The 13,795-nt window shown below is 73.0% G+C and carries 12 protein-coding genes; 6 read left to right on the top strand and 6 right to left on the bottom strand.

The features are described 5' to 3' along the window. Positions 1–375: 375 nt before the first annotated feature. Positions 376–3,336, bottom strand: a complete 2,961-nt coding sequence (locus ACWD6P_RS16075) for a transcriptional regulator (protein ID WP_451444700.1) — start codon at positions 3,334–3,336, stop codon at positions 376–378. A gap of 192 nt (positions 3,337–3,528) precedes the next feature. Beyond that, positions 3,529–3,651 carry a hypothetical protein gene (locus ACWD6P_RS16080; protein ID WP_451444701.1) on the bottom strand — a complete coding sequence of 41 codons (123 nt, stop codon included), beginning with the start codon at positions 3,649–3,651 and terminating at the stop codon, positions 3,529–3,531. 272 nt (positions 3,652–3,923) lie between these two features. Between ACWD6P_RS16080 and ACWD6P_RS16085 the strand changes: the two genes are divergently transcribed. Beyond that, complete coding sequence (locus ACWD6P_RS16085) at positions 3,924–4,745, top strand: hypothetical protein (protein WP_451444702.1); 822 nt, start codon at positions 3,924–3,926, stop codon at positions 4,743–4,745. Between the two features lies 1 nt (position 4,746). On the opposite strand, the gene ACWD6P_RS16090 is transcribed toward ACWD6P_RS16085, so the two are convergent. Both ACWD6P_RS16090 and ACWD6P_RS16095 read right to left on the bottom strand, forming a co-directional pair. Further along, positions 4,747–5,235: a hypothetical protein gene (locus tag ACWD6P_RS16090; RefSeq protein ID WP_451444703.1), complete on the bottom strand. Its 489-nt coding sequence runs from the start codon at positions 5,233–5,235 to the stop codon at positions 4,747–4,749. A gap of 93 nt (positions 5,236–5,328) precedes the next feature. Next, positions 5,329–6,135 carry a VOC family protein gene (locus ACWD6P_RS16095; protein WP_451444704.1) on the bottom strand — a complete coding sequence of 269 codons (807 nt, stop codon included), beginning with the start codon at positions 6,133–6,135 and terminating at the stop codon, positions 5,329–5,331. A 253-nt stretch (positions 6,136–6,388) separates the two neighbouring features. Between ACWD6P_RS16095 and ACWD6P_RS16100 the strand changes: the two genes are divergently transcribed. Continuing rightward, positions 6,389–6,931, top strand: a complete 543-nt coding sequence (locus ACWD6P_RS16100; protein WP_451444705.1) for a hypothetical protein — start codon at positions 6,389–6,391, stop codon at positions 6,929–6,931. Positions 6,932–6,965: 34 nt separating this feature from the next. Here ACWD6P_RS16100 and ACWD6P_RS16105 read toward each other — a convergent pair whose 3' ends face one another. Continuing rightward, on the bottom strand, positions 6,966–8,117 hold the full coding sequence (locus ACWD6P_RS16105; protein ID WP_451444706.1) for an acyl-CoA dehydrogenase family protein: 1,152 nt from the start codon (positions 8,115–8,117) through the stop codon (positions 6,966–6,968). Positions 8,118–8,291: 174 nt separating this feature from the next. Here ACWD6P_RS16105 and ACWD6P_RS16110 point away from each other — a divergent pair, with 174 nt between their 5' ends. Beyond that, positions 8,292–9,899 carry an AMP-binding protein gene (locus ACWD6P_RS16110; RefSeq protein WP_451444707.1) on the top strand — a complete coding sequence of 536 codons (1,608 nt, stop codon included), beginning with the start codon at positions 8,292–8,294 and terminating at the stop codon, positions 9,897–9,899. Between the two features lie 4 nt (positions 9,900–9,903). After that, the gene (locus ACWD6P_RS16115; protein ID WP_451444708.1) at positions 9,904–10,758 is read left to right on the top strand and encodes a PaaX family transcriptional regulator; all 855 of its coding nucleotides are present in this window, start codon (positions 9,904–9,906) and stop codon (positions 10,756–10,758) included. 16 nt (positions 10,759–10,774) lie between these two features. Here ACWD6P_RS16115 and ACWD6P_RS16120 read toward each other — a convergent pair whose 3' ends face one another. Further along, positions 10,775–11,539 (bottom strand): HAD family hydrolase, encoded by a 765-nt coding sequence (locus ACWD6P_RS16120; protein WP_451444709.1) that lies wholly within the window; start codon positions 11,537–11,539, stop codon positions 10,775–10,777. Positions 11,540–11,995: 456 nt separating this feature from the next. Between ACWD6P_RS16120 and ACWD6P_RS16125 the strand changes: the two genes are divergently transcribed. Together ACWD6P_RS16125 and ACWD6P_RS16130 are read left to right on the top strand one after the other, a co-directional pair. After that, positions 11,996–12,637: a TetR family transcriptional regulator gene (locus tag ACWD6P_RS16125; RefSeq protein WP_451444710.1), complete on the top strand. Its 642-nt coding sequence runs from the start codon at positions 11,996–11,998 to the stop codon at positions 12,635–12,637. Between the two features lie 339 nt (positions 12,638–12,976). After that, positions 12,977–13,594 (top strand): ScbR family autoregulator-binding transcription factor, encoded by a 618-nt coding sequence (locus ACWD6P_RS16130; RefSeq protein WP_451444711.1) that lies wholly within the window; start codon positions 12,977–12,979, stop codon positions 13,592–13,594. Positions 13,595–13,795 lie beyond the last annotated feature (201 nt).

Here is a 13,795-nt window from a genome sequence, read left to right on the forward strand (position 1 = left end):
CATCACATTCATTGCCCCAGAAGTCCCTCATCGGGACACCCAGTGAGATGAGACGACCAACGCCGGGGTTCCGCCGCGGCGGCGAAAGTTCACAGCGTGGACGGAGCTATGCCGGAGGGTCGACGGCCGGACGACGCAGGGTCATCGGCCCGGCACCGACGTGCGGATTCCGCAGCTCAGGCGGGCTGTCCTGCGGGCCGGCCGGGCCGCGGCCAGGGCGCCGGTGATCAGGACGCCGGTGATCAGGGCCAGTACCAGGAAGGCAGGCCCCCAGCCGCTCTCCGGCGTTGTCGAGCGTTGTGGAGCTGCTTCGTCACGGAGTACGGGAGCACAGCGGCGCCCGTCGGCTCCAGGTCAGGTTGATCGCCGCCGGGGTCACCACGGCGGTGACGTGCCGCCGTCCGCGGTGAGGCCGTATCTCTGGAGGTCGTACCACTCGGGGTCCCACCGCTTGCGCAGTTCCACCAGGTGGGACAGTGCCGTGTCGTGGCCCGCGTCGGCGGCGGCCCGGTAGAGGCGGTCGGCGTCCTGGAGCATGCCACTGCCGGCGCGCAGACGGGCGAGGTCGGCGAGGGCGGCCACATGGCCGGCGTGTGCCGCCCTCCGGGCGAAGCCGTCGGCCGCCGCGTGGTCACCGGCCGCTTCCTTCAAGCGGGCCAGTTCGGCCAGCGCACGGGTCTCCCCCAGCTCGACCGCGAGGCGGTACAGACGCTCCGCGTCCGCGGCCCTTCCGGACGCCTCCCGCAGCTGGGCGAGTTGGGCCAGTACCTGGCTGCCCCCGGCCGATGCCAGGCGCTCGGCGCCCTCGCTGTCGCCGCCTTCCTCCCTCCGGAGGACGAACTCATGGAGCGCGAGGCTGTGACCTGCGGACGCGGCACGGAGCACGAGATGTTCGGCGCCCTTCTTGTCCCCCGCCTCCTCCCGCAACCGGGCGAGCAGTATCAGCGCTCCCGTGTTGCCGGCGCGCTGAGCGGTGTCGGCCAGGCGCTCGGCACCATGGCGGTCACGGGTCTTCTCGCGCAGCCACACCAGCTCCAGCAGGGCGAAGGTGCTGCCCGCATCGGCGGCGCCGCAGGCCATCCGCTCGGCCTCGGCACCGTCCCCGGCCTCCTCCCGCAGCAGGGCCAGGGCCGCCAGCGCATCCGTGCTGCCCTTGTGGGCCGCGGCACGGTACAGACGCAGTGCGCCCTCCGCGTCCCCGGCCTTCTCGCGCAGCCGCGCCAGCTCGGTCAGGGCGAGGGTGCTGCCCCGGTGCACAGCCGCGCCGAGGAGCCGTTCCGCGCCGTCGCTGTCCCCCGCCCGCTTCCGCAGGCGGGCCCGCTCGGTCAGGGCGAACCTGCTGCCCGACCCGGCGGCGAGCTCCAGCAGCCGTTCCGCACCCTTGCTGTCGCCGGCCCGCTTCCTCGTCTGGGCGAGCATGATCGCCGGGCGGACCTTGCCCCGCTCGGCGGCGGCCCGCACCAGGCGCTCGGCGCCCTCGCCGTCGCCGGACTTCTCCCGTACGCGCACCAGCTCCGACAGGGCGTAGGTGCTGCCCGCCCGGTGCAGGGCCGTGAAGGCGAGCTCCTCCGCCTTCTCCCGGTCGCCCACGCCTTCCATGGACCGGGCCAGCTCGGCGAACGTCCTGATCTCCCCCCTGGCGGCGGCCGCGCGCAGCAGGCACTCCGCGTGCTCCTCGTCGCCGGCCTCCTGCCGCAGCCGGGCCAGCCGGACCAGGGCGGTGGAATCTCCCTGGTTGGCGGCCGCGCCGGCCAGTTCCTCGGCCTGCGCCACCTCGCCGGTGAACTCCCGCAGCCGGACGAGTTCCCAGCGTGCGAGGCCGTCGGCCTGCCAGGCGGCCTCGTAGAGCTCCTTCGCCTCGGCGACATCGCCCGCCCCCTCGCGCAGCCGCGCCAGGTCGGGGAGCGCGTCGGTGCTGCCGGCCGCGACGGCCTTCGCGTAGAGACCGGCGGCGGCGCGCAGCCGCCCGCGGTCCTCTGCGGCCTGCGCCAGCGTGACGCGGTCCTCGTTGCCGTGGCAGTGGCGGGCGGCCGCCTCCCAGAAGGACGCCGGGGGGCACAGCAGCCGGCGCTCCACGCGGCCCTGCTGTTCCAGATAGTCGGCGAGCCGGTACGCCGCTTCGCCGGTGCCGTTGCTCCGGTGCGGAATCCTCGTCAGCGGTCCCGGCACCCCGTGGCAGGGTGTCGCACAGAACGCCAGGGCGTGATCCAGCCAGTCGTCGCCGAGCCAGCTGAGTTCACGGTCCGTGAGATAGCCCTCGGCGGCCTCGGCGAGGAGCGCATGGGGCAGTGCGGGGCCGTGCCCGAGCCGTCGGTAGTCCATGGCCGCGTGGATCAGCGCCTGTGCGCCGGGGGGCGCGCAACGGTAGCGGGTCAGGAGCCTGGGAACACCGGCGAGGAACTGGGTGATCTCCCCGTCGGCGGCGCCCACCAGCGCACTGGCCAGGCGCGGGTCGCCGTCCGCCTGCCGGCGCGCCTGTCGCAGGTCGCTGTCGGAGAACGCCTTGGGCACCAGGATGTACCGGCCCATCCCGGTGAGGAGTTTGCGCTGCTGCTCGAACCGGTCGTCGGCGCCGGTGGCGGACGGGACCGTCAGTGGACCCCAGAACCGCGGCCAGACGGTGGCCAGGATCAGCACCGGGCTGCGGCGCCGGTCGCCGAGCGCCGTGCGCAGTCCGGCGGTGATGCGTTCGGCGGTCTTGCCGTCCGGGGCGAGGAGGTAGTGCTGGGCCTCGTTGAGCCAGATGACGGTGCGCGGGCCGGCCTCCGCGATGCGCACCAGCGCGGCTTCCGGACGCGTCGGATCGTAGGGGTGCCACACCCGCCACCCCTCGGGGAGCCGGCGCAGCGCCTCCCAGCAGGCGCGGGTCTTCCCCGTCGACGACTCGCCGACCAGCGTGACCAGCAGGCTCTCACCCCGTACCGCCCGGTCCACCGCCTCGCTCAGCGCGACATCGTGGTCCCGCTCCACGTAGAGCGGAAGAACGGGCAGCTCCTCCTGACCGGGCACGGTGATGGCACGGTGCACCTCCAGAGCGAACGGATCGAGGTCCCTGACCGGCGTCCCGAGAGGCTGCGCGAGCCGGGCGGCGACCCACAGCTCCTTGGTCCGGGCCGCCACCTCGCCGGTGTTCCTGCCCGCTCTGCGTGCCAGCAGCACGGCGACCGAGACGACGTCCTCCTGGCCCGCCAGCAGCTCCTCGGAGCCGATGATCCGGTGGACGGTGGCCTTCGACGGACTGCCGAGGAAGGTGTCGTCGCTCCCGATCTCGCTCGCCATCTGCTGTACGGACGGTGTCCCGGCCTCCACGTACAGCCGGTACACATAGTCCTTCATCTCCCGCAGCGCCGCCGGGGTCACGGCCAGGGGACGGGGAATGCACCGCTGGCTGCTCTGCCGCGGACTACTCCGGTGACCGGTCATCACAGCATCCTCGCGTATCGGAACCGACGCCACACGGAAAGTGAGGGAGCGGCGGGGGCGCGGGGAGCTCGCCGCGCCCCCGCCGGATGGATCGAGTGCGCTCGCTCACGGCAGCAGCACCCGCAGGGCGTGGCTGGTGGCCGCTCCGGCGACGGCGGAAACGAGGCTGCCCACGATGATTCCCATCAGGGTCAGGCGCTCGCGACGGCTCAGCGGTCGTCGGGGCATGGCGGGTCTCCCATCTCGGCGCGTCCGACCGGCGAACGGCCGGCCCGACACCACCCTCGCGGACGGCGCAGCGCCGTGGACGAGTTGAGACGAGGCAACGGCACCGGCGGCGGGGCCCCGCCAACGCGCCGCGGAGGACCGGCGGTTGGCGGGTGACATCGTGCGAGCGCAACGTCCGTACGAAGAGAGGGGGGAGACGGCGAGGGGAGAGGGGAGAGGCACTACTCTTCCAGTCGCTTCCAGCGCCGCCGCCCCTTTCTCCGGGAGTTCCTGTGTTTCCCCCCACCGTCATCGTCGGCCTGCACGGAATCCTCAAGAGGAACGCGTGGTTCGACCGGGTCGTCGAGCAGGATGCCGAGGGCTCCGTCGAGGAGGACCTCCTCGGCCTGGCGATCGACCGGGCCGGTTCCTACGGCTGGCAGACCGTCAGCAGCTGGCTGAACGAGGGCGGAGAGGTCACGGCGCACCATGAGCCCACTGCTTGGGCGCATCAGGAGGTCGGCGGTGACTGGACCCAGGACGGAAGGGTTCACCAGCTCGCCTGGCTGGGTGCCGGAATCCTCACCGATCCCCCACGGCCGGGCCTTCCCGTCCGGCCGATCGCCCTCGTCCTGTCCGAGGCGCTGGCTCGCGCGGGTGCGGTGACGTTCACCGGTCTGCACGCCCTGCTGCCGCTTCCGGCCGCCGAGCGCAACACGGCTTTCCATCAGGCCGAGTTGGCGCCGTGGTTCGGCCTGGCGGATCCGGACGCCCGGTACGAGGTGGCGGTGACCGTCTGCCGCCGTCCCGGTGCGGGCGGGGTGGCCGAGGGTGCGGCGGCGGCCGTGTGCGAGGCGGTGCGGGAGACGGCCCAGGGGGCGGTGGATGTCTCCGTGGCCGCGGCGGAGGGCGGTCTGCCGGGACTGGCCCTCGATCTCGGCCGTACGGTGCACACCGACGGGATGCGCGAGGTGATGCGGCTGGGCTGCCGTACGCGGGAGTGGTCGCCGGACATCGCGGTGTGGTTGGTGGAGATGGCCGCGGACGGTCTGCGGAGGGCGGGGCGGCCGGCGCCGGTGGTGGTGACGGCCTCGCTGGTGTCCGTACCGACGTGAGCTAGCCGGCCTGCTTCTTGCGGCTCTCCCGGTGGTTGACGACCACGTTGGCCAGGGCCACCAGGAGTGCGGCCAGCAGGGCCGGGAGCCATGGGTGGTGTACGCGCAGCCCCGGCGTGAAGGAGGCGACGAACATGGCCGCCAGGAACGTCGTCACCGCCGAAAGGACCGCCTCCGCACCGCTCTTGGCCTGCGGGGAGACGGAGGCGAGGCGGACCCCGAGGCGCAGGGGCAGGACGAACACGGCGGCGAGCAGTCCGCAGGGCAGAGCGAGTACGGCGCCCCAGACGAGGGGGCCGAAGCCGTCGGATTCGATCAGGCCGCGGGAGACCGCGGTGACGATGAGGACGACGAGCAGCAGCACCAGAAGCACGAGGATCAGGACGCCGAGGCCCAGTCCGGTGATGCCGAAGGCGGCGAGCGCCTTGTCGCGTGCGGACAGCGAGCTCCAGGTCGACTCGCCCTCGTCGTCTGATCGGCGGTGCGGCACTGCGGGTTCCTCCCGGGTCGTCGGTATGGCGGGACGGACGGCACGCCCCCGCCGGGACGGACGGCCCCCGCCGGGGCTGTGGCGCCCCGCTCGTCAGCCCAGGGCGCCCTCCTGCGGGGTGAGGACGACGAACTCCGCGCCTGACGGGTCGTTGCAGACCGCCAGCCGGCCGACGCCCTCGGCGGTCTCCGGGCCCATCGACAGCCTGCCGCCGTTGCCCGACACCAGGCCGACGGTGGCGTCGCAGTCCTTGGAACCGAACACCGGATGCCAGTACGGCTTTCCGCCGGGGCCGAGCAGATCCGCGGGGACGCCCATGAGCCCGCCGTGCATTCTCTCCTCACTGCAGTTCGCGGGGCGGAGCAGGGTGTAGGTGCCGCCGCCTCCGGGGAGCGCCATGTCCTGGGTGCTCCAGCCGAAGACGGTTCTGTAGAAGGTCTGCGCGGCCGCCGGATCGATGGTGTACAGCTCCGTCCAGCCCAGACTGCCCGGACCGTCAGCGGCTTCAAAGCCCGGATATCTGGTCGGCTGCCAGACCGCGAACTCCGCGCCCTGCGGGTCGGTGAGCTGGGCGAACCTGCCGTCGTCCGCGCCGACCCCGGCCGGCGCCGTACGCACCGCGCCGCCCGCCCGCCGCACCGCCTCGACCGTGGCGTCCACATCAGGGGTGTTGAAGTAGATCGTCCAGGCGGAGCGGGCGCCGTCCTCGGTGAGCGGGCCGACCCCGCCGACCGCCTTCCCGTCGAGCCGGAAGAGGGTGTATCCGCCCGCGCCCTGGTCACCCTGCGGTTCGGCCCGCCAGCCGAACACGGCGCGGTAGAAGGCCGCCGCGACCTCGACATCGGGCGCACCGAGATCGATCCAGCACGGGGAGCCGGGAACGAAGTCAGTAGTGATCATGGCCATTCCTAGGAACGATGCGGTCCTTCGCGGTCCTTCGCGGATCCCTGGTGATTTCAGCCTGACATCCACCACTGACAATCGCCCGTCGGCCGCCTGACGTCCGGGATTCGGCGTCCGGGCCTCCGCTTGCTAGCCTGACGCGCGCTCGTCAAGAACGCCTGCGAGCGCATCGTCAATCATGTACGCGTATAGCCACGCGTACCGCAGCGCCGCCCGCCGAGGTGGCCGCTCGTCACGGGGGAGAACCACGATGAAGATTCGCCATGTCCGCGCTGTCGCCGCGTGCGCACTGGTCGTCGTCGCGCTGACCGGCGCCCGCGGTTCGCACGGCGGAGGCTGCGGCTCCAGCCACAGCTCCAGCAGCAGTTCCAGCAGCAGCTCCGGCGGCGAGTACAGCAGCTCGGGCAGCTCCACCAGCGGCGGATACAGCAGCTCCGGGAGCACCACCACCAGCGGCACCACCAGTGGTTCGCCGAGCTCGGGAGCCACCACGCCGCCCGAGTCGGACATCCGCATCACCGACTGCGAGGTCGACAGCACGGCCGCCAGGCTCACCGCCAAGCTGAGCGTGACCAACGGCAACTCCCAGAGCCCGGCGACCTACAACGGCAGCGTGCGGTTCACCGACGCGTCGGGCGGCTACGTCGGCGTCGTGCAGATCTCGTCGGTCAAGGTGGCCGCCGGCCAGACCCTGCCCACCACCGTGACCGGCACCTACATCAAGAGCCCCAGCGAGCAGGGCCCCTCGTCCGGCAAGTGCACGCTGGGCAGCGTGTGGAAGGTCAACGGCTGAGGCGACGGCGGGCAGACCCGGCAAGCGGGGTTCGCTACCGGCACGGGCGGCCGGCCGTGCCGTGCCGGTACAGCTCCTTGGCGATGATCGAGCGCTGGACCTCCGTCGCGCCCTCGTAGATGCGCGGCGCGCGGACCTCGCGGTAGAGGTGCTCCAGGAGGTGGCCACGGCGCAGCGCACGGGCGCCGTGGATCTGGACGGCGGCATCGACGACGTACTGGGCGGTCTCGGTCGCCAGCAGTTTGGCCATGGCCGAGCGGCGGGCGATGTCCGGGGCCCCGGTGTCGTACGCGGAAGCGGCCGCGTACACCAGCAGGCGGGCCGCCTCGACCCGGGTGGCCATCTCGGCGAGCTGGTGGCCCACGGACTGCAGGTCCCTCAGCGGGCCGCCGAACGCGGTGCGCGCGCCCGCGTGCGCCAGCGCCGCGTCCAGCGCGGCCTGCGCCATCCCGACCGCGAAGGCGCCCACACTCGGCCGGAAGAGGTTCAGGGTGGCCATCGCGACGGCGAACCCGCCGTCCACCTCGCCCAGCACGTCCGCCCTGGTCACCGGCGTGCCGTCGAACACCAGCGTCCCGATGGGGTGCGGGCTGAGCATCTCCAGGTGCTCGCCGGTCAGCCCCGGCCGGCCGGCCGGCACGAGGAAGGCGGTGACGCCGCGCGCGCCGGTCGCGCCCCCGGTGCGGGCGAAGACGGTGGCGAAGTCGGCCTCGGGAGCGTTGGAGATCCAGCACTTCTCACCGGTCAGCCGCCAGCCGTCCGGGCCGTCCGGCTCGGCGGCCAGGGACAGTGCGGCGGCGTCCGAGCCGGCGCCCGGCTCGCTCAGCGCGAAGGCCGCGACCGCGCGCCCGGCGGCCACCTCGGGCAGCCAGCGGGCGCGCTGGTCCGCGGTCCCGGACTGCACGACCGGGTAGGCGCCCAGCCCCTGGAGCGCCAGCGCGGTCTCCGCCTCCGTGCACTCCTGGGCGAGCGATTCCCGCAGCAGACACAGGTCCAGCGCGCGCAGCGGTCCGTCGGCGGGGAACAGGCGGCGCAGCAGGCCCAGTTCGCCGAGGGCGGCGACCAGCGGGCGGTTGACCCGGCCCGCCGCGCCCCGCTCCGCGAGCGGGCTGAGCCGTTCGGCCGTCATGGCGCGCAACTCGGCACACCATTCCCGCTCCTGCGGTCCCAGCGCGAATACAGTCACGAGGCGGCTCCCTGGTGGGCGTCTATCGCGGTCTGTTGACTGCCGTCACGAACACGTTACGCTGACGAGGCATCCGAACGGCAGTCCTCGACCACTCGTCGCACCTGTCCCGGACCGGCGCGACGAGCAGCCAACCGAGTCGGCCACCTGGCCGCGCTAGGGGGCGCACCCGCCATGGAGCCACGGTCCTCGGCCCACACCGACACCTTCGCGCGCGACCGGCTGCCGCCCCGCGAGCAGTGGCCGCACCTCACCGACCTGGGCTATCCCGACCGCCTGAACTGCGGCGCCGAGCTGCTGGACGGCACCATCGAACGGTTCGGCGCGGACCGGCCCGCGATGCGCGACGCGAACGGGCCGGTGTGGACGTACGGGCAGCTGCGCGCGCAGGTCGACGCGATCGCCGAAGCGCTCACCGGCCGGCTCGGCGTACGCCCCGGCAACCGCGTCCTGCTGCGCGGCCCCACCACGCCATGGCTGGCCGCCTGCTGGCTCGCCGTGATGAAGGCGGGGGCGGTCGCGGTGACCGTCCTGGCCGCGCAGCGCCCCGAGGAGCTCGCCACGATCTGCAAGATCGCGCAGGTGCGGTACGCGCTGTGCGATGTCCGCTCGGTCGGCGACCTCTCCCGGGCCGCGGTCCCGGGGCTGCGGATCACGACGTACGGCGGGGACGGGCCGGGAGATCTGCGGCAGCTCGCCCGGCCCGGCGGCGCGCCGTACACCGCGGTGGCGACCGCGGCCGACGACGTCGCGCTGATCGCCTTCACCTCGGGCACCACCGGCCGCCCCAAGGGGTGTCTGCACTTCCACCGCGATGTGCTCGCCATCGCGGACACCTTCTCGGCCCAGGTGCTGCGCCCGGTGCCTGACGATGTGTTCGCCGGCAGCCCGCCCCTGGGCTTCACCTTCGGCCTCGGCGGGCTGGTGGTCTTCCCCCTGCGGGCCGGTGCCTCGGCCCTGCTGGCCGACTGGGGCGGGCCCGGGCGGCTGCTCGGCGACATCGCGGCGCACCGGGTCTCGGTGCTGTTCACCGCGCCGACCGCCTACCGGGCGATGCTGCCCGAGCTCGCCGGGTACGACGTCTCGTCACTGCGCCGGTGCGTGTCGGCCGGTGAGAACCTGCCCGCCGCGACCTGGCAGTCCTGGTACGGGGCGACCGGCCTGCGGATCATCAACGGCATCGGCGCCACGGAGCTGCTGCACATCTTCATCTCGGCCGCCGACGACGCGATCCGGCCGGGCACGACGGGGCTCCCGGTGCCCGGTTTCCAGGCCCAGGTGGTGGGCGCGGACGGCACGCCGCTACCGGACGGCGAACCGGGCCTGCTCGCCGTCCGCGGACCGACCGGCTGCCGCTATCTCTCGGACGCCCGGCAGACGGAGTACGTACGCGGCGGCTGGAACATCACCGGCGACACCTATGTCCGCGAGCCCGACGGCTACTTCCGGTACGTGGCCCGCGCGGACGACATGATCATCTCGGCCGGCTACAACATCGCCGGCCCCGAGGTGGAGGAGGCCCTGCTGCGGCACCCCGACGTGACCGAGGCGGCGGTGGTCGGGCGGGCCGACGAGGACCGCGGACAGGTCGTCGTCGCCCATGTCGTACTGCGGGCCGGCGTCCCCCGGGACGAGGAGACCGTCGCCGCGCTGCGCACCTTCACCAAGGCCCGTATCGCGCCCTACAAATGCCCCCGCGAGATCGTCTTCCACACCGCGCTGCCCCGCACGCCCACGGGCAAGCTCCAGCGCTTCCGGCTGCGTACGCCCCCTCTAGAGTGACCCGGTGACCGACCAGCAAACACAGCGCACCCCACGGTCCCTGATCGTCACGTTCTACGGCGCCTACGGGCGCGGCGAGCCCGGCGCGGCGGGCGGGGCGGCCGCGCCGGTGCCGGTCGCCGCGCTGATCCGGCTGCTCGGCGTGCTGGACGTGGACCCGCCGTCGGTGCGCTCCGCGGTCTCCCGGCTCAAGCGGCGCGGGCTGCTGGTCCCCGGGCGCACGGATTCCGGGGCGGCCGCCTACGGGCTGTCCGACGCGGCCCGCCAGCTCCTGGAGGACGGCGACCGGCGGATCTTCGGCCGGCCGGCCGCGCGGCTGTCCGACGGCTGGGTGCTGGCCGTCTTCTCCGTCCCCGAGGAGGAACGGCACAAGCGGCATCTGCTCCGCTCCCGGCTGGCCCGGCTCGGCTTCGGCACGGCCGCACCCGGCGTGTGGATCGCCCCCGCGCAGCTCTACGAGGAGACCCGGCACACCCTGGAGCGGCTGCAACTGGCCCCGTACGTCGATCTGTTCACCGGCGCGCACGCCGGCTTCGCCCCCACGGCGGACGCGGTGGCGCGCTGGTGGGACCTGGACGCCGTCGCCGCGCAGTACCGCGCCTTCCTCGACGCGCAGGAGCCGGTGCTGCGCCGCTGGTCACGCCGGCGCACGGTGCCGCCCGAGGCGGCCTACCACGACTACATGCTGGCCCTGGACGCCTGGCGCCGTCTCCCCTACGCCGATCCCGGACTGCCCGCTCCGCTCCTGCCCGAGGGCTGGCCGGGCGGGCGCGCGGCGGAGGTGTTCGGCCGGCTGCACGACACCCTGCGGGCCGCGGGCGCCCACTGCGCGCGCGAGGCGACCGCCGCCGTGCCGTAGACCGCCGGAGCGCCCCTCAGCGGCGGCGCTGCTGGGCCCCCACCGCGACGGCCGGCCGCGGCCTGGCGGCGGCGATCACGGAGACCACGTCCTTGAACGAGCTGCACATCCGGGTGCCGGCGACCGCGGCGAGCTCGCCGAACGTGCCGACGCCGTAGGTCACCGCGACCGGCTCCATGCGCGCGGTGACCGCCATCCTCATGTCCCCCACGGTGTCCCCCACATACGCGCTCTGCCAGGGCGCGACGCCCAGCCGGCCGGCGGCCCGCAGCACCATCTCCGGGTGCGGTTTGCCGCGCCGGACCATGTCCTGGCCGATGACCGGACCGACCAGGTCACGGATGCCCATGACGTCGAGCAGCGCTTCGGCGCTGCGGGTGGTCTTGGACGTGGCGACGGCGAGTTCGACGCCGTGGGCGCGCAGTGCGGACAGGCCCGCGGTCACGCCGGGGAAGAGCAGCTGCGGCCCCTGGCACAGGACTTCGTAGGCGAACAGCTCGCGGTAGCGGGAGATGGCGGCCTGCACCCGGCCGTCGTCCTCGGGCTTGCCCAGCAGCCGGCCGAAGGCGGGGCCGGGCGGCTTGCCGATGGCGGCGGCCGCCTGCCGCGGGGTCACCGAACAGCCCTGCTCCGAGGCCACCTTGACCAGCAGCTTGCTGATCGCGGGAAGGGTGTTGGCCAGGGTGCCGTCGAGATCGAAGACGGCGGCCCGGATCGTGTCGACTCCGGCGCCCCGTGCGCCTCTCGCGGGACGTTCGGCGACTTCCGTTGCTACGCGCATGGCTGGAGACCTTTCCGGATTCCGATGTGGGGTGCGGGGGTTCGGGTGACGTTGCTGGCCCAGCTGGTTGAGCGGCCTGCGGTCGACGACTGGTAAAGGGCAGAGGCGGTCTCGCCATGGCGTACACGCTGTCCAAGGGCGGCACGCGACCGTCGCGGCGGCTGCAACGGAAGGGATCGTCCCGTTTACCGCCTTCGGAGATTTAAAAACCGCCTGCGCTGTTTGTCAATGTGCCTTTGTCACATCCTGACGGGTCGACAACACACCCCCATAGGGCCAGACTGGCCAGACACCGCCCGTACGCGCCCCCAGGACACCGGAATCCCGGGCGATCGTCAGCTTCGCGCCAGGGCGCACCAGTTCAGGCCATTCCCCCTGAGCATATCGAACCGCATGGTTGGTTTTCTATGTAGACTGCACTCAGCTCGAAGCCGTACTAGAGACGGGACGGACACCGTGCCCACCCAGCATCGCGCCATCCAGAGCCGCCAGGCACTCATCCGCTCGGCCGCAGAGACCTTCCTGGAGAAGGGGGTTCCCGCCGCGGGCATGGTCGAGATCAGCCGGCGGGCCAGACTGAGCAAGGGAGCCCTGTACTTCCACTTCACGTCCAAGGACGACCTCACCCTCGCGGTGCGGGACGCCGCGCTCGCCACCCTGCAGGAGATCGAGGACGGCTTCACCCGCTCCACGCAGCCGCTGGCCACCGCCGCGCAGGACTTCGCCGTCGCGCTGTTCGACCGGGTGGAGTCGGACGCGGTGCTGCGCGCCGGACTGCGTCTGCGCCCGGAGACCGCACCGGGCCTGGGCATCTACGCCCTGGAGCAGCGCTGGTACGCGCTCTTCCTCGACAAGGCGGTGACGTGCGGGACCGGCGAGCCCGGCCGGCCGACCGCGGCGAACGCGTCGGCCGCCGAGCCCCGGCGCACCGCCCAGCTGCTGACCTCGATCGTGGTGGGCCTGCTGCATCTGGGCGGTGAGGACGGGACGTGGTGGGACCGGGAGGCCGTGGTCGGCCTGTGGGGACTGCTGCCGGCCGCGCCGGGCGGGATCCCGGCCTCCGGCGTGCCGGCCGCGCAGCTGCCGGCGGCCGGCTGACCCACCCGGCCGTAAGGGCCGTGCGCCCCGCAACAGCAGCGCCGTACGCCCCACAAGGGCGCAGCGGCTCACCACTCGACCGGCGCGGCCCCGACATGCCGCCCCTGGGCGAGTGCGCGCGGCACCCGGGGCGCGCCGTCGTCCGCATGCCGCCTCGACCGTCGCGAACTCCCGCCGTACGCACGGGTGGTGGACGAGCCGTACGCACGTGGCCGTACACGCAACGGCGCGCACATTCAATACCGCTCGGTTGGCTTCCTTATGATGCCGAAGGAGACTGCGCCGCCATGGCAGCGGATCGCACTCGGCACAACTCCACGAGAGTACGGAGGCTGATCGGTGGTCAAGCAGGAACGTGCAGTGCGCACCCGGCGCGCGGTCCTCGAAGCCGCGGCCCATGTCATCGGCACCCGGGGGTACCAGGCCGCCACGATGGCCGAGATCATCCAGCGTGCCGGGGTCACCAAAGGAGCCGTGTACTTCCACTTCACCTCCAAGGGCGCACTGGCCCGTGCGGTCATCACCGAGCAGACCGACCCCTTCCTTCCGCAGGTCAGCGAGTCGCGGCTGCAGGACGCCATCGACTTCACCCACCAGGTGGCGCTGGCACTGCGCAGCGACCCGCTGCTGCAGGCCGGCACCCGTATCGCGGTCGAGACGACGTTCAGCGAGGAGCCCCTGGCGCCCTATCAGGCCTGGACCGACATCATCACCACGATGTTCAGCGGAGCCCGGGACAACGGGGAGCTGCTGCCCGGTGTGGCGCCGGACCGGGCGGCCGAGTTCTTCGTCGCCGCCTATATGGGCGTGCAGTTGTTCTCGCGCGCCGCGACCAACCGGGCCGATCTCCCCGAACGCGTCACGGCGTTGTGGAAGCACACCCTGCCGGGCTTGGCGTCGCCCGGCGCGATGAGCCATCTCGACCCGCACGGCCGCGCGGCGCGGGTCTCCGTCTGACGCCGCCGCCCCGCGCAGATGGCGGGGTAACGACCCTTGCACTAGAAAACAAACCACATGGTCCGTATCTTGGGGCCGCGGGGGGCCGCCAGCGAGGCTCAGCCCATGTGGGCGCTGAGAGTCACACTTCAGAGAGGACACCTATGGCCAGCGCCACCCTCATGCCGTCATCCCCGGAGCAACGCCACTACGGCAGAGGCC

Source organism: Streptomyces sp. NPDC002446, from assembly GCF_053595675.1.